The following is a 14,037-nucleotide window of genomic DNA, read 5'->3' as shown; positions in this document are numbered from 1 at the left end:
GCGCGGACACCGTCGCCGGGGGGCGCGCTCCAGGACCGCGCCCGCGAGGACTCAGACGAGTGCGGCCAGGAGGGGGATCTGCTCGGGATCGGTCAGCGCGGAGCCGACCGCCACCATCCGCGCCCCCGCGTCGAGGTACTGACGGGCGTTGCGGGCGTCCATGCCGCCGGTCGCCACGATCCGCACGTCGGGGAAGGGTCCGGACATGGCCCGGAACCAGTCGGTGCCGAGCGACGTGGCGGGGAAGGCCTTCACCCAGTGACCGCCCGCCCTGAGCACCTTCTGGATGTCGGTGGGCGTGGCCACACCGGGCAGGTGGGGCATACCCGCGGCCTCCGAGAGGCCCATGACCTCGGCGTCGAACCCCGGCGCGACGGTGAACGCGGCGCCCGCCTCGGACACGGCACGGACCTGGTCGGGGGTGATCACCGTGCCCGCGCCGACCGGGTGTCCGCGCTCCGCGCCCGCTCTGACCGTGGCGTGCAGCGCCTCCAGCCCCCGGGCGTCGCGGGCGGGCACCTCGATGGCGGTCACACCCAGGTCCCAGGCGCGCTCGGCCAGTTCGACCGTGGTGCGCACCGGCATGCCCCTCAGGATCGCCAGCACGCTGTGATCGGCGAACAGACCGTCCAGACCCTTGTCACTCACTGTTGTCTCCTCTCACCGCGGCCACGGCCGCGGAGGCTTGTACGGGCCAGTGTTCGTCGGCCACCGCCACCAGCGCGTCCACCTCGTGCGGCGGGGGCGGGTCGGCCAGGTCCCCCGTCACCCGAAGGACGCGTCCGGCGCACAGGTGCCCCAGGCGCAGACGTCCCCGGCCGTCCAGGCCGCGCAGGTCCCCCGCCAGGTATCCCGCGGCGAAGGCGTCCCCCGCCCCGACCGGCTCGACGACCTCGACGGTGGGCGCGGGCACGTACACCCGCGTGTCGCCGTGGAACTCGCTGGCGCCGTGCTCGGCGTCCTTGACCACGAGGCGTTCGACGTCGGGCAGGAGCGCTCGCACGTCGTGGTCGGTGGAGGTCCCCCACAGCTCCTCGGCCTCGTCCCTGCCGACGAAGACGGTGTCGGCGAGCCGGGCCAGCGCGAGCAGACGCGGGGCCGCCTCGTTCGGCCCCCACAGTCGGGGCCGGTGGTTCACGTCGAAGCTCACCGTCAGGCCCGGGGCCTCCAGCAGCCCCTGGGCCAGGGCGTCGCACGCCGGTGACAGCGCGGGGGTGACCCCGGACAGGTGGACCCTGCCAGCGGCCCGCACCCTGGGGTCCCCGACCAGTTCGGGGCCGAGCGCGGAGGCCGCGGACCCGGTCCGGTAGTAGTGCACGGTGCTCCCCGCGGGCGAGGGGTCCTTGGCGAACACGCCGGTGGGACGGTCCTGGTCGACCCGGACCCCCGTCACGTCCACGCCGCCCTCACGGAGGGTGCGCGTGATCAGGCGGCCGAAGGGGTCGTCCCCCACGGCGCTGATCCAGGCGGCCCGGTGCCCGAGTGCGGCGAGGCCGGAGGCGACGTTGGACTCGGCACCCGCGACCCCCATCGTCAGGAGCGGCCCCCGGTCCAGCGGGGTCGGGTCGGCGGCGGTGAGGAGCAGCATGGTCTCGCCGACACAGGCGATCTGAGCGCTCACGCCGCACCCCCGAACTGCTGGACCCGGGGTCCGCCGACCCCCACGGGGACCGAGAACACGGCGCCGTCGCCGGGGCCGGGACGGTCGAGGCCGACCGTCGCGGTGGTGACGAACAGCCGCGGCCGCGGACCTTGGGTGACGCACACGCTCGTGGGCTGGGCGGCGGGGACCGCGACCACGCTCTCCAGGGTTCCGTCGGGGTCGTAGCGGTGCACCTCACCGGCACCCCAGACCGCGACCCACAGGTGCCCTTCGTCGTCGACCTGCATGCCGTCGGGACTGCCCTGCGTGACACGGGCGAAGACCGCCCGAGCCCCGGGTTCTCCTCCAGGGGACACGTCGTGGACGTCGATACGCCCGTCGGCGCTGTCCGCCAGGTACATGCGGGAACCGTCGGCGCTGAAGGCCGGGCCGTTGGGAACGGTGTAGCCCTCCAGGACACGGGTGAATCCGCCATCGGGGTCGGCGCGGTAGACGGAACCGGCGCCCCGGGTACCGTCGTAGGCCATCGACCCGGCCCAGAACCTGCCCGACGGATCGCAGGAACCGTCGTTCATCCGCATCGGCGCGGCCGCGCCGTCCTCCGGCCTGGCCAGCCACTCCACACCGCCGTTCGCGGAGACCACGGCGACCCCGGTTCCGACGGCCGCGACGTAGGAGTCCGGACGGTCCAGCACGGGGGCGACCGCCCCCAGCGGCGCGTCCAGGGAGAGTACGACCTCGGCCGGACCGGGCGAGCCCGGGTCCAGGCGCAGGAGCCTCCCGGTGAGGATGTCCACCATGAGCAGGTGCCGACCGTGTCGGCGCAGCCCCTCTCCCAGTTCGAAGCGGTCCGCGCTCCACGGTTCTCTCGACACGCGTGTCATCTTCTCCCTCATCACCACTCCGCGAACGATCCGTCCTCGTGGCTCCACACGGGCGACCGCCAGCGGTGGCCCCTGCGGTCCGCGCGGCGCACGGCGTCCTCGTCGACCTCCACGCCCAGCCCCGGGGCGTCGGTCCGATGGATGTGCCCGTCGGGGAAGGCGAAGACCTCGGCGTCCAGGACGTAGTCCAGCAGTTCGGCGTCCTGGTTGTAGTGGATGCCGATGCTCTGTTCCTGGATGAGGAAGTTGGGGGTGGCGAAGGCGACCTGAAGGCTGGCCGCCAGGGCCAGCGGACCGAGCGGGCAGTGCGGGGCGAGAAGGACGTCGTAGGTTTCGGCCAGGGAGGCGATCCTGCGGACCTCCGAGATCCCTCCCGCGTGCGAGAGGTCCGGCTGGGCCACCGAGATGCCCGCCTGGAGGGCGGGCAGGAAGTCGGTCCGGCTGAACAGGCGCTCGCCGGTGGCGATGGGCACGGGGCTGCTCCGCACGACGTCGCCGAGCAGGTGACCGTACTCGGGGAGCACGGGCTCCTCCACGAACATGGGGCGCAGCGGCTCCAGCAGGGGCAGGACCCGACGGGCCGTGGCCGCGTTGAAGCGGCCGTGGAAGTCCACCGCCACGTCCCGGTCCGGGCCGAGCACCTCGCGCACACTCGCCAGCCGGTCCACGATCCCGTCGATCTCGCGCACGGTCGCCGAGCGCCCCATCACCCCGGAGCCGTTCATCTTCACCGCTGTCAGACCGGTCTCCACCCGCGCGCTGACCCTGTCGACCAGTTCGGCCGGGTCGTCGCCGCCGACCCAACCGTAGACCCTGACCTTGTCGCGGACGGGGCCGCCGAGGAGGCGGTGCACGGGCACGCCCAGGCTCTTGCCCGCGATGTCCCACAGGGCCTGGTCGAGCCCGGCGACCGCGCTGGACAGCACGGGACCGCCCCGGTAGAAACCGCCCTTGGTCAGACGCTGCCAATGGTGCTCGATGGGGGCGGGGTCCTGGCCCAGGAGGAGTTCGGACAGCTCCTCCACCGCCGCCCGCACGGTCTCCGCCCGCCCCTCGACCACCGGCTCGCCCCAGCCGACGATCCCCTCGTCGGTCTCCACCCGGCACATCAGCCACCGGGGCGGGACCAGGAAGGTCTCAATACGGGTGATTTTCACTCGGGTCTCTCCAAACTGTCTTCGGGCACGTCGTTTTCGGTGACGCGGAGCAGGTCCTGCCTGGCCTGTGTCAGCAGGGAGCGCATGGCGGTCTCGGCGGCGAGGGGGTCTCCGGCCGCGATGGCCTCGGTGACCGCCTGGTGGCTGGGCACCGGGTCGTCGTGGTCGCCTTCGTGGACCAGGCGGTCGCGTTCGGAGAGCCCCGCGGAGAAGAAGACGTCGGTGCGGGTGAACAGCTCGTTGTGTGTGGCCGCCAACAACGCGCGGTGCCAGCGCAGGTCGGCCCGGATGGCGTCCTCGGCCTGGCCGTCCACGGTGTCGGCGATCTCGCCGAGCGCGGCCCGCAGTTCGGCGACGTCGTCGTCCTCACGCCGCCGCGCCGCGAGCAGGGCGGCGGCGGGTTCGAGGGCGTCGCGCAGCTCGGCCAGATCCCGGAAGAAGACGTCACCGGCGCCCGCCGCCACCTGCCAACGGACCACGTCAGGGTCGAGCAGGTTCCAGTCGCCGCGAGGGCGCACGAAGGTGCCCTTCTTCTGGCGTGAGCCCACCAGCCCCTTCGCCGCGAGCACCTTGATCGCCTCGCGCAGGGCCGTCAGACTCAGGTCGAGTTCCTCGCTGAGCTCGGCCAGGTCGATGGTCCGTCCCTCCGCGAACTCCCCGGCGAGGACCCGTTCACCGAGCAATCGCACCGTCTGGCCGTGCACACCGCGCCCCGAATAGGCCGACATCATGTCCTCCGTTCCAGGCGCCCGGTCACGACGACGCCTTGTAGATACTCCACCCTCCGTCGACCGGAAGGCTCGCCCCCGTGACGTAGGAGGCCTCGGAGGATGCGAGGAAGGAGATGACGGACGCGACCTCGTCGGGATCGCCGAAACGACCGGCGGCGGTCTGGGCGACACTGGCGCGGCGGTCCTCCTCGCCCACGCCCTCCCAGGCAGCGGTGAGGACCGGGCCGGGCAGCACGCAGTTGACCCGCACGCGCGGACCGTACTCGACTGCGAGCTGGCGGGTCAGGGCGGTCAGTCCGCCCTTGCTGGTGGCGTAGGCCGGGCGGCCGGGCAGCCCGAACCAGGCATGGACCGAGGACGCGATGACGACGCTGCCACCACAGGCGGTCAGGTCGTCCAGGCAGGCGCGCACGCCCAGGAACGCGCCGGTGAGGTTGACGCCGATCTGGCGCTCCCAGGAGGCGAGCGAGGTCTCGTGGGCGGGCGCCTGTTCGAAGGTGTAGGCGTTGGAGACAAGGATCCCCACGGGACCGAAGGTGGCGCGGGTCCGCTCCACCACACGCTCCCACGAGCCCTCGTCGCTCACGTCCGCCACGATCGCCAGGGCGCGTCCGCCCTCAGCGCGGATGCGTTCGGCGGCCTCCTCCACACGGGGCGACAGGTCGGTGAGCACCACCGAGGCGCCCTGCGCCGCCAGGCGTCGGGCGGTGGCCTCACCGATTCCCTGGGCCGCTCCGGTGACCACGGCCGTGGTTCCCTCGTGCCTGGTGTTCGTCATGTCTCTTCCATCAGTTGGTAGGGGCGTCACGGAGGAGTCGGTCCGCGGTTCGGTCACGGCCGCGCCGCCGTGAACACGACGTCGGGGTCGGTACGTGGGTCGGCCTCCGGAACCGGAACGGCGAACCTGGTCGGTTCACCCGGTGCGGCCCGTGCGACGGTGCGCCCGGACCGGCGGTGGACCAGTGCGCCGTGCCGTGTGGAGGTGAACGAGCCGACCAGCCGCGGACCCTCGGGCCCGCGACCGTCCCAGTGGGGTCGCTCGCTCCAGAAGCCGTCGGCCGTGACCTCGGATACGGGCTCCCGGCCCACACCGAAGCCGAAGTCGATCCCCAGGCTCACCCGTTCCCCGGGGGCCAGGTCGGTGAGGGGTCCCAGTGCCTCGACCTCGATCACGCGGTCCACCGGGCACAGGCCGCCCAGGTGCTCCAGTGGTCGGCTCACCGGGGCCTCGAGCCAGACCTCGGCCGGGGACCCCGCGTCCGGGTAGTCGGCCCCCTCGGTCACGTCGAAGCGCTGGGTGAGGGTGCCCGCGGCCCCCACGTTGGCCAACCAGCCGGAGGCGGTGGGGAAGCCGACCTTGCCGACCACTTCCTGTGGCGGCACCCGCAGAGCGGCGCGCGTGTGCTCCACGACCCGCGGGTAGCCGTTGCCCGAGACGATCGGCACCGTGTGCGGGCCCTCGCCCCCGACTCCCACGAAGACACCGTCGGTGGCCTCGCCCGTGGATCCGGCCCCGTCGATCTGGGTCACGTTCCACAGCGCCCACCGGCGGTCCGTCGTGGAGGCGTTGAACGCCTCCAGGTCCAACCGGTACCCGGCGGCCCCGGGTTCCATGGTGAGCCGACGGGACAGGCGCAGACCGGACCTCGGATCGTCCCCGCTGGTGAGGGTGAGCACGACGGAGCCTGCCGGGCCGTCCTCGAGCCGGACCCCGTAGGCGCCCGAGTCCAGGACGGGATCGGGCGGACCGGCCCACTGTCCGGGCCCGTCCCACCCCTGCGGCGCGGGCCAGGTCTTGTCTCCGCCGACGTTGTTCCAGGCGCTCATCGGTCCGTCGACCGGTCCGAGCGACACCCCCTCCACCGGGCGAAGGTCCTCGCCCAGCAGACTGCCGTTTCGGTACAGGTGCTCCCGGTCACGGTGGCGCACGGACAGCACCCGGCCGCCCAGACCGGGCGCCGCGACGACTCGCACCACCCCGTTGTCGAGGACGATCAGCTCGTGTGCCTCCGAGCCCTCGCGCCGGACGCGGACGCGGGCGCTCACCCCTCCTCCCGGTTCACCAGGCACACCTTGCCCCGGCTCTCTCCCGCGGCCAGCCGGTACGCGGTGTCGGCGTCGGCGAGGTCGAAGCGGTCGGAGACCACGCGCTCGGGCGAGACCCCCCACCGGACCAGGTTCACCGACAGTTCGGCCATGGCGGGCAGCGACGTGACCCAGGAGGCGTACAGCGTGAGCTGCTTGTGCAGGAGGGTGTCGGACACCTCGGTCTCCAGGGTGCCTCCCTCGCCGACCAGCGAGACCCTCCCCCACTCCGCCGCGTGTTCCAGCGCCAGTGAGCGGCCCGCGCGCGATCCCGAGCAGTCGATGACCGTCGCGGCGCCCCGGCCGGAGGTGACCCGGCCGATCTCCTCGGCCGCCTCCTCCGGGGAGGCCAGGGCGTCGAACACGTCCAGAGTGGCGGCCCAGTCCCGGCGCCTGCCGTTGGGTTCGACCCCGATGACGCGGGCCGCGCCCATGCCGCGGCCGATCATGCCCGCCGCGAGCCCGACCGGGCCCAGACCCACGACCAGCAGGTCGCCGTCACCGTTGACTCCGATGCGCCGCAGCCCCTCGTACGCCGTGCCGAAGCCACAGGCGATGAGCGCGCCGTCCACGAAGGAGAGCTCGTCGGGCAGGGGGACACAGGTGGACTCCTCCGCCAGCAGGTACTCGGCGTGGCCTCCGTCGCGCTGCCAGCCGTAGGAGGCCCGACCGGGGTCCGTACAGCTGATCATGTAGCCGCGGCGGCAGTTGTCACACAGCCCGCATCCCGCGATGTGGTAGACGATGACCCGGTCGCCGGGACCGAACCTGCGACACCCGGGACCCGCCTGTACGACCGTTCCCGAGGGCTCGTGTCCGGCGACGACCCCGCGGTAGGCGGGGCCGTCGATCCCCCGGTGCGTCCTGTGCTCGTGGTAGATGAACCCGATGTCGCTGCCGCAGATCCCGGAGGCGCCCACTCTCAGGAGAACCTGGCCCGGCCCCGGTTCCGGCACGGGGAGTGTGTCGACGACCGCGGTGGAGTCGCCGGGAAGCCTCACCCCGCGCATGGTGGCGGGCGGCGCAGTGCCGAAGGCGGTTGCGTTCATGGTGGTGTCCCCCTGTTCGGTCTAGGCGAGCCGGTTGGCCGCGCTGCGCCTGCTGATGATGACGTTGATGAGGACGGCCCCCACGATGATGAGGCCGCGGACCACGTCCTGGAAGAAGGAGTTGACGCCGAGCAGCACCAGCCCGTTGGCGATCACGGTGATGAAGACGACTCCGAGGAGGGTGCCGACCAGCGATCCGCGCCCACCCGCGAGCGCCGTCCCTCCGATCACCACGGCGGCGATGACGTCGAACTCCAGTCCCGAGGCGGCGCCGCCGTTCCCCGAGCCGAGACGAGCCGCGAGCAGCACACCGGTGATGGCGGACAGCAGGCCGGTGGTGGCGAACAGCAGGACGCGTACCCGAGCCACGTTGATGCCCGCGAGCTGCGCGGCGGCGGCGTTGCCACCGGTGGCGTAGACGGAGCGCCCGTAGGCGGTGTACTTGGCGACGTAGGCGAAGACCGCGAAGAGGACGAGCATGACGATCGCGGCGGTGGGCACGCCCATGACGGAGCCGCCGAGCACGTCGAGCAGCGCGCTCTCGGGGAGGGGCACTGGCAGCGCGTCGGTCATGTAGAGCGCCAAACCGCCGAGCACGCTCCACAGGCCCAGCGTGGTGATGAAGGAGGGCACGTTGAACCGGGCTCTGAGCCACCCGGCGAGGCCACCCCAGAGCACACCCATGGCCAGGGTGAGCAGGATGGCGCCGATCACTCCGAGATTCCACTCCGTGGCACCCGTGGCGACGATGACCGAGGCGAAGGCCACGGCCGGGCCGATGCTGATGTCGATCTCACCGGCGATGATCACCAGGGTGACGCCCCATGCGGCGATGCCGATCGTCGCCGCGTTGCGCAGGAGGCCGAGCTGGTTGTCCAGGCTCAGGAAGCCGGAGGCCGACAGGCCGAGACCGACGTAGAGGATGAGGATGGCGGCCAGGAGGCCGATCTCGTTGAGACGGTGGCCGTAGCGGCCGATGAAGTCGCCGCGGGCGGAGACCGCCTCGCCGGTGACCTTGGTGGTGGTGGTCATTCCTACCTCGCCGTTCACGCCGCCATCGCGGCGGCCATGATGTTGTCCAGGGTGATGTCGTCGCCGGAGAACTCGCCCTCGAGGCGTCCTCCGCGCAGGGCCAGAACGCGGTCGCACACGAGCGGCAGTTCCTCCAGCTCACTGGAGACGAACAGGACCGCCGCGCCCTGTTGGGCGAGTTCGCGCACGATGCCGTAGATCTGGGCCTTGGCCTCCACGTCCACACCGCGGGTGGGCTCGTCGAGGAGCAGGATGCGGCTCCCCGCGTGCAACCAGCGGCCGATGACGGCCTTCTGCTGGTTGCCGCCGCTCAGGTTGACGATCGGAGTGTCGGGCGCGGCCGCCTTGATGGACAACCGCTCGATGAGCGCGCGCCCGAGGGAGGACACACGTGAGGGGAGTACCGTTCCCGCCCTGGACGCCCCTCCGAACCAGCTCATGACCATGTTCTCCGAGACACCCAGGAGAGGGACCACGCCCTCTCCCTTGCGGTCCTCGGGTGTGATGCCCACGCCCAGGCGACGCATCTCGTGCGGGGTCGGTCGGGTCACCGCGGTGCCGTCGACCTCGACGACGCCCTGGGCCGGGGTGAAACCGGCCAGCGCCCGAAGGAGTTCGGTGCGGCCCGACCCCATCAGCCCGCCGAGCCCGAGGACCTCCCCTTGGTGGAGGTCGAAGGAGACCTTCTCGATCTTGGGTGGAACCGACAGGTCGCGAACCGACAGCAGCGGGGGTCCCTTGGCCGCGGTGGTCCGCACCGCGGGGGACTGTGCCCGCTCGCCCCCGTCGCCGAGCATCAGGGAGACGATGCGGCCGGTGGTGGCGCCCCGGACGGGCACCGTCTCCACGACCGCGCCGTCACGCATGACGGTGACGGAGTCGGCGACGCGGCGGATCTCCTCCAACCGGTGGCTGACGTAGATGACGCCGACCCCGTGTGAGGCCACGCGTGTGACGGCGTCCAGGACGGCCTCGGCCTCGGCCGCCGCCAGCGCGCTGGTCGGTTCGTCCAGGATCAGCAGGCGGGGCCGCGCCAGGAAGGCCCGCGCGATCTCGACGAGCTGTTGCTGGGCCAGGGGCAGTTCCCCGACCCGGGTGTCGGAGGCGATGTCGACGCCGAGTTCGCCGAAGATCTCCTTCGCGCCGGCGCGCATCGCGGCGTAGTCGACGCGGCCACCGCCCGTCGGCCAGGAGCCGAGGTAGAGGTTCTCGGCGGCCGAGAGTTCCGGCACCAGGCTGAGCTCCTGGTAGACGGTTCCGACTCCGAGTTCGGTGGCACGCCGGACACCCCCGCCGTCGAACGGGACGCCGCCGAGTTCGATCCGGCCCTCGTCGGGCGTCTCGACGCCGGCCAGCAGACGGATCAGGGTGGACTTGCCCGCGCCGTTGCGCCCGAGGAGCGCCCGGACCTCTCCGGCGCGGATCTCGAAGTCGGCGTGGTCGAGCGCGGTGACTCCGGGGTAGCTCTTGGTGGCGCCGCGGACGCGGGCCACGACTTCGGTGTCGGGAGCCGCGGTGTCGGCGCAGATGTCACTCATGGGTGCTCCACAGGTGGGACGGCGGGCGTTCGCGGGATTCGGAGGCCGGTCACGGGATGCCGTCCGGGTGTTCCTCCAGCCACTCCTCGCCGTGCTCGGGCGTGGTGTAGAGGTCGACGGGGGCCGGGGTCACGAACTCCTCAAGTTCCTCCCCCGCGATGATGCGCTCGACGGTCTCTCCCGCGAGGAGTCCGACGGCGGTGCCGGAGATGTCGACGTTGGCCTTGAGGACGCGGTGGTCGGCCAGGGCCCGGGCCGCGTCCGTGGACATGTCGCTGCCGAAGACCACGACGTCCCCGACGCGGCCCCGGTTGCTGACGGCTCGGACCGCGCCCATCGTCGCGCCGCCCGCCTCGCCGTAGAAGGCGTCCAGGTCGGGGTGGGCGGTCAGGAGCCGTTCGCCCACGTCGACGGCCTCGTCAATGGTGGCGCCCTCCTGGTTGGCCACGATCCGGGCGTCGGGCAGGCGGGCGAAGAGTGCTTCCTCGAACCCCTCGCGGCGCTGGACGCAGACCTCGACGAACTCGCAGTTCAGGACGGCGATCTGCGGGTCGTGCACGCCCTCGCCCTCGAAGTGCTCCGCCGCCGCGTCGCCGAGCTGACGGCCGAACTCGTGGGGGTCCCCCAGGATGTAGGAGGTCACGTACTCCCGGGCGGCCTCGTCCTCGATGCAGGTGTTGTAGCAGACGACGGGTATGCCGCTCTCGTGTGCCAGGCGCAGGGCCGGGATGGAGGCGGTGGCCGAGACCGGGGACAGGACCAGGACGTCGACGTCGGCGGAGGAGGCGACGTCGACGAAGGTGCTCTCCTCGGAGGCGTCTCCGCGGGCGTTGAGCTCCAGCAGCTGGAGTTCGCGTCCGGAGTTCTCTGCGTGGTTCTGCATCCCCTGCCGGACTCCCGCGTAGAAGCCCTGGGCGTCCATGTAGACGACGCCGATACGGCCGTCCTCTCCCAGTCGCGCGCCGCATCCGGCGAGAACCAGCACACACAGGGCGGCGGCGAGGGACACGAGCGCTCGGCTCGTCGGGGGTGGTGGTCGCCTGACCATGGGCCTACTCCTTGGCGTTGGGCACACGCGTTTGACCTGCGTGAACAGCCACTTCGACTGGAGTCGAGAATGTCAGAGTGATCCAGGTAACGTCAACAATAAATACTAATTAATTATTTTTGGGGGGCCTGAGGGCACAACGGAGCCCGAAACCGGCCCCGAACGGGCCTGCTGGCCGGGCGGTGCGCTCGACGGCGGGGCGACCCCGAACCCACCCGCACTCCCAGACGCCCCGCCGGACCCTCGCGACGCGGCTCCCTGCGGTCAGCGCCCGAGCCTCACTTGGGAGCGTTCCCGAATTCTTTCGGACACCCCCTTGTAACAACACGGAGCGCGACCGTACAGTCGCTTAACACTCATTCAGCAGAGTGCGCCGAGCCCCTCGAACCCGCGCGAGACCCGCTAGCCCGCGCGTGCCCGGGGTCCGGCACCGCCCCTGACCCCCCTGGAGAACCACCATGGGCCACCGACCGGCCACGAGCCCCCGAAGCCGCGGCACCGCGCGCCGCACCATCACCACCACGGTGGGACTGGGAGCCGCCTTCGCTCTCACCGTCACCGCCCTGACCTGGACCGGAAGCGACGTGACCGACAACAGCGAACTGACCTCCACCGACACCTCACAGGCCGCGCTGGTCTGGTCCGACGAGTTCGACGGCGCGGCAGGCGACGCCCCCGACCCCGCGAACTGGAACCACGAGACCGGCGACCACGGGTGGGGCAACCAGGAGCTCCAGAACTACACCACCAGCCGGGACAACTCCGCCCTGGACGGCGAGGGCAACCTCGTCATCACCGCGCGCCAGGAAGCCGACGGCGGCTACACCTCCGCGCGGATGACCACCCAGAACAACGTCGAGCACGCCTACGGCCGCATCGAGGCCAGGATCAAGGTGCCGACCAGCCAGGGCGTCTGGCCCGCCTTCTGGATGCTGGGGTCCGACTTCCCGGACACCCCGTGGCCGGACTCGGGCGAGATCGACATCATGGAGCACATCGGCAGCGAGCCCGGCACCGTCCACGGCACCGTGCACGGTCCCGGTTACTCCGGCGGCGGGGGCGTGGGCGCCTCCTACGACCACCCGGACGGCGGGGCGTTCCCCGACGACTTCCACGTGTACGCGGTGGACTGGACCCCAGAGTCCATCACCTGGTCGGTCGACGACGTCCCCTTCAACACCGTCACCCCCGCCGACGTGAGCGGTGACTGGGTGTTCGACCAGGAGTTCTTCATGATCCTCAACGTCGCCGTGGGTGGCGAGTGGCCCGGCTACCCGGACGACTCCACCCAGCTCCCGCAGGAGATGGTCGTGGACTACGTCCGCGTCTACGACACGGAGTAGATCCCGCAGAGTGAACGGACGGGGCCCGTCGACCACGGGCCCCGTCCCTTGGTGTCCGGACACCCCGATACCAGCGGGTTTCCGGTACCGGCGGGTATGTTAGGTTCGCCCCCATGGACGGCCCACCGGAACCCATCCCCCGTGTGCCCCGCGCGCAGGTGCGCAGCCGACTGCTCGCCGCCGCCGCGCGCGTGTTCGCCGAGCACGGGTACGCCGAGAGCCGCCTGGAGGACGTGGCACGCGCGGCCGGGTTCACCAAGGGGGCCGTCTACTCCAACTTCGGCGGCAAGCAGGACCTCTTCGCCGCCGTGCTCAGCGATCGCTCCGAGCACCAGTTCACCACCGCTGCTGTCCTGGAACGGTCCGCGGCAGCCGAGGAAGCGTTGGTCGGGATCGCTCGGACGATCGCCCGGCGCGTCACCGAGGACACCCAGCGAGGCCGCCTCGGGCTGGAGTTCGCCGCGCACGCCACCCGCCACGGCCCCACCGCGGTCGCCGTGACCCGGATGCGCCGCTCCCAGCGTGAGACGCTGACCGAGCTGGTCAACGAACTCACCGAGCGGCACAGGGTCCGGCTCACAGCCCCTGCCGAGACCGTCGCCCTGGCCCTGCACTGCCTCACCATCGGACTGTCCATGGAACACCTGGCCGACCCCGAGGCCGTGGACGCGCGGGCCGTCGAGGACACCCTGATCGCCACCCTGGCCGGGTTCGCGGCCCGCGCCGAACACGAGGAGACCCCATGAACCCGCCCATCGCCCGCGTCGCGCTCGCCACAGGCGGGGCCCTCCTCGCCCTGGGGCTGCTCACGGCGTGCGGTCAGCCCGCCGAGCTCGGCGACGCTGAGGAGAAGAGCTACGACGACGTTCCCGAACTCCTCATCGTCGAGGTCGACAACGCCTCCCTGGAGGTCGTCCCCCACGACACCGACCAGGTCAGGGTGGTCCGCCAGGACACGGGCGACGCCGGCGGGGACTGGGAGCTGACCGGGGACACCCTCTCCTTGGAGATGACGTGCGGCACCGTCTCCAACTGCCGGGTCAGATACCAGGTGTTCGTCCCGGCCGACACCGCGCTGGCCGTGGACACCGACAACGGCACCGTGTCCGTGTCCGGTTTCACCGCCCCCCTCGAGGTCACCTCGGCCAACGGGACGGTCGACGTCGCGAACGTCACCGGTCCGCTCACCCTGACCTCCGACAACGGCGACATGAACCTCAGCGAGATCGGCTCGGACTCCGTCAGCGCCGCCACCGACAACGGCAGCATCGACGCCGTCTTCAGCGAGGCGCCCACGGAGGTGGAGGTGAGCACCAACAACGGGACCGCGACGGTCGCGATGCCCGGCGGGCCCTACGCGGTATTCGAGACCTCGGACAACGGCGAGGTCGTCAACGGTCTGCCCACCGACGACTCCAGCACGAGCACGGTCACGGCGCGGACCGACAACGGCACGATCACCCTGGACGCGATCGGCTGAGGGCCTGGTCCGCGCCGTGACCGTGCTCGTGCTGGAGTCGTCGGTGGGCAGACCGTTGACGCTGTCTCTTATACACATCTCCGAGCC

General features: G+C 71.6%; 14 protein-coding genes. 3 read left to right on the top strand and 11 right to left on the bottom strand.

The window, feature by feature from the left end:
- Positions 1-51: 51 nt before the first annotated feature.
- From ADX84_RS08315 to ADX84_RS08265, 11 genes are read right to left on the bottom strand one after another with little or no spacing between them, the layout of a single operon-like run.
- Positions 52-648 (bottom strand): bifunctional 4-hydroxy-2-oxoglutarate aldolase/2-dehydro-3-deoxy-phosphogluconate aldolase, encoded by a 597-nt coding sequence (locus ADX84_RS08315; protein ID WP_049570059.1) that lies wholly within the window; start codon positions 646-648, stop codon positions 52-54.
- Positions 641-1,621: a sugar kinase gene (locus ADX84_RS08310; RefSeq protein WP_082206349.1), complete on the bottom strand. Its 981-nt coding sequence runs from the start codon at positions 1,619-1,621 to the stop codon at positions 641-643. Before ADX84_RS08310 ends, ADX84_RS08315 begins: the two co-directional genes overlap by 8 nt.
- A complete protein-coding gene (locus ADX84_RS08305) occupies positions 1,618-2,487 on the bottom strand; it encodes an SMP-30/gluconolactonase/LRE family protein (RefSeq protein ID WP_049570203.1) in 870 nt (289 codons plus the stop codon). Before ADX84_RS08305 ends, ADX84_RS08310 begins: the two co-directional genes overlap by 4 nt.
- Before the next feature lie 11 nt (positions 2,488-2,498).
- Positions 2,499-3,644: a galactonate dehydratase gene (dgoD, locus tag ADX84_RS08300; RefSeq protein ID WP_049570057.1), complete on the bottom strand. Its 1,146-nt coding sequence runs from the start codon at positions 3,642-3,644 to the stop codon at positions 2,499-2,501.
- Complete coding sequence (locus ADX84_RS08295; RefSeq protein WP_049570199.1) at positions 3,641-4,372, bottom strand: FadR/GntR family transcriptional regulator; 732 nt, start codon at positions 4,370-4,372, stop codon at positions 3,641-3,643. The genes dgoD and ADX84_RS08295 overlap by 4 nt, the downstream gene beginning before the upstream one ends.
- A gap of 25 nt (positions 4,373-4,397) precedes the next feature.
- Positions 4,398-5,153, bottom strand: coding sequence for an SDR family NAD(P)-dependent oxidoreductase (locus ADX84_RS08290; RefSeq protein WP_049570055.1), 756 nt, complete (start codon positions 5,151-5,153; stop codon positions 4,398-4,400).
- Between the two features lie 53 nt (positions 5,154-5,206).
- Positions 5,207-6,421, bottom strand: coding sequence for a hypothetical protein (locus tag ADX84_RS08285; protein ID WP_049570052.1), 1,215 nt, complete (start codon positions 6,419-6,421; stop codon positions 5,207-5,209).
- A complete protein-coding gene (locus tag ADX84_RS08280; RefSeq protein WP_049570049.1) occupies positions 6,418-7,509 on the bottom strand; it encodes a zinc-binding dehydrogenase in 1,092 nt (363 codons plus the stop codon). Before ADX84_RS08280 ends, ADX84_RS08285 begins: the two co-directional genes overlap by 4 nt.
- 21 nt (positions 7,510-7,530) lie before the next feature.
- Positions 7,531-8,541, bottom strand: coding sequence for an ABC transporter permease (locus tag ADX84_RS08275; RefSeq protein ID WP_049570045.1), 1,011 nt, complete (start codon positions 8,539-8,541; stop codon positions 7,531-7,533).
- Positions 8,542-8,555: 14 nt separating this feature from the next.
- Positions 8,556-10,079 (bottom strand): sugar ABC transporter ATP-binding protein, encoded by a 1,524-nt coding sequence (locus ADX84_RS08270; RefSeq protein WP_049570042.1) that lies wholly within the window; start codon positions 10,077-10,079, stop codon positions 8,556-8,558.
- A 49-nt stretch (positions 10,080-10,128) separates the two neighbouring features.
- The gene (locus ADX84_RS08265) at positions 10,129-11,127 is read right to left on the bottom strand and encodes a substrate-binding domain-containing protein (protein ID WP_049570039.1); all 999 of its coding nucleotides are present in this window, start codon (positions 11,125-11,127) and stop codon (positions 10,129-10,131) included.
- A 458-nt stretch (positions 11,128-11,585) separates the two neighbouring features.
- Between ADX84_RS08265 and ADX84_RS08260 the strand changes: the two genes are divergently transcribed.
- The 3 genes from ADX84_RS08260 to ADX84_RS08250 all read left to right on the top strand — a co-directional run bounded on the left by ADX84_RS08260 (position 11,586) and on the right by ADX84_RS08250 (position 13,950).
- Positions 11,586-12,470: a family 16 glycosylhydrolase gene (locus tag ADX84_RS08260; RefSeq protein WP_049570036.1), complete on the top strand. Its 885-nt coding sequence runs from the start codon at positions 11,586-11,588 to the stop codon at positions 12,468-12,470.
- A 113-nt stretch (positions 12,471-12,583) separates the two neighbouring features.
- Positions 12,584-13,216, top strand: coding sequence for a TetR/AcrR family transcriptional regulator (locus ADX84_RS08255; protein ID WP_049570034.1), 633 nt, complete (start codon positions 12,584-12,586; stop codon positions 13,214-13,216).
- The gene (locus ADX84_RS08250) at positions 13,213-13,950 is read left to right on the top strand and encodes a DUF4097 family beta strand repeat-containing protein (RefSeq protein ID WP_049570033.1); all 738 of its coding nucleotides are present in this window, start codon (positions 13,213-13,215) and stop codon (positions 13,948-13,950) included. Before ADX84_RS08255 ends, ADX84_RS08250 begins: the two co-directional genes overlap by 4 nt.
- Positions 13,951-14,037: the final 87 nt, after the last annotated feature.

It is taken from the genome of Nocardiopsis sp. SBT366 (assembly GCF_001083815.1).
Lineage (GTDB): Bacteria > Actinomycetota > Actinomycetes > Streptosporangiales > Streptosporangiaceae > Nocardiopsis > Nocardiopsis prasina.
This window is presented reverse-complemented; position numbering and strand designations above follow the sequence as displayed.

Bases quoted from the DNA above. Each gene is read 5' to 3' on its own strand.
- ADX84_RS08255 (WP_049570034.1), top strand. From the start codon at position 12,584: ATGGACGGCCCACCGGAACCCATCCCCCGTGTGCCCCGCGCGCAGGTG.
- ADX84_RS08270 (WP_049570042.1), bottom strand. From the start codon at position 10,079: ATGAGTGACATCTGCGCCGACACCGCGGCTCCCGACACCGAAGTCGTG.
- ADX84_RS08275 (WP_049570045.1), bottom strand. From the start codon at position 8,541: ATGACCACCACCACCAAGGTCACCGGCGAGGCGGTCTCCGCCCGCGGC.
- ADX84_RS08265 (WP_049570039.1), bottom strand. From the start codon at position 11,127: ATGGTCAGGCGACCACCACCCCCGACGAGCCGAGCGCTCGTGTCCCTC.
- ADX84_RS08290 (WP_049570055.1), bottom strand. From the start codon at position 5,153: ATGACGAACACCAGGCACGAGGGAACCACGGCCGTGGTCACCGGAGCG.
- ADX84_RS08305 (WP_049570203.1), bottom strand. From the start codon at position 2,487: ATGACACGCGTGTCGAGAGAACCGTGGAGCGCGGACCGCTTCGAACTG.
- ADX84_RS08295 (WP_049570199.1), bottom strand. From the start codon at position 4,372: ATGTCGGCCTATTCGGGGCGCGGTGTGCACGGCCAGACGGTGCGATTG.
- ADX84_RS08250 (WP_049570033.1), top strand. From the start codon at position 13,213: ATGAACCCGCCCATCGCCCGCGTCGCGCTCGCCACAGGCGGGGCCCTC.
- ADX84_RS08280 (WP_049570049.1), bottom strand. From the start codon at position 7,509: ATGAACGCAACCGCCTTCGGCACTGCGCCGCCCGCCACCATGCGCGGG.
- ADX84_RS08260 (WP_049570036.1), top strand. From the start codon at position 11,586: ATGGGCCACCGACCGGCCACGAGCCCCCGAAGCCGCGGCACCGCGCGC.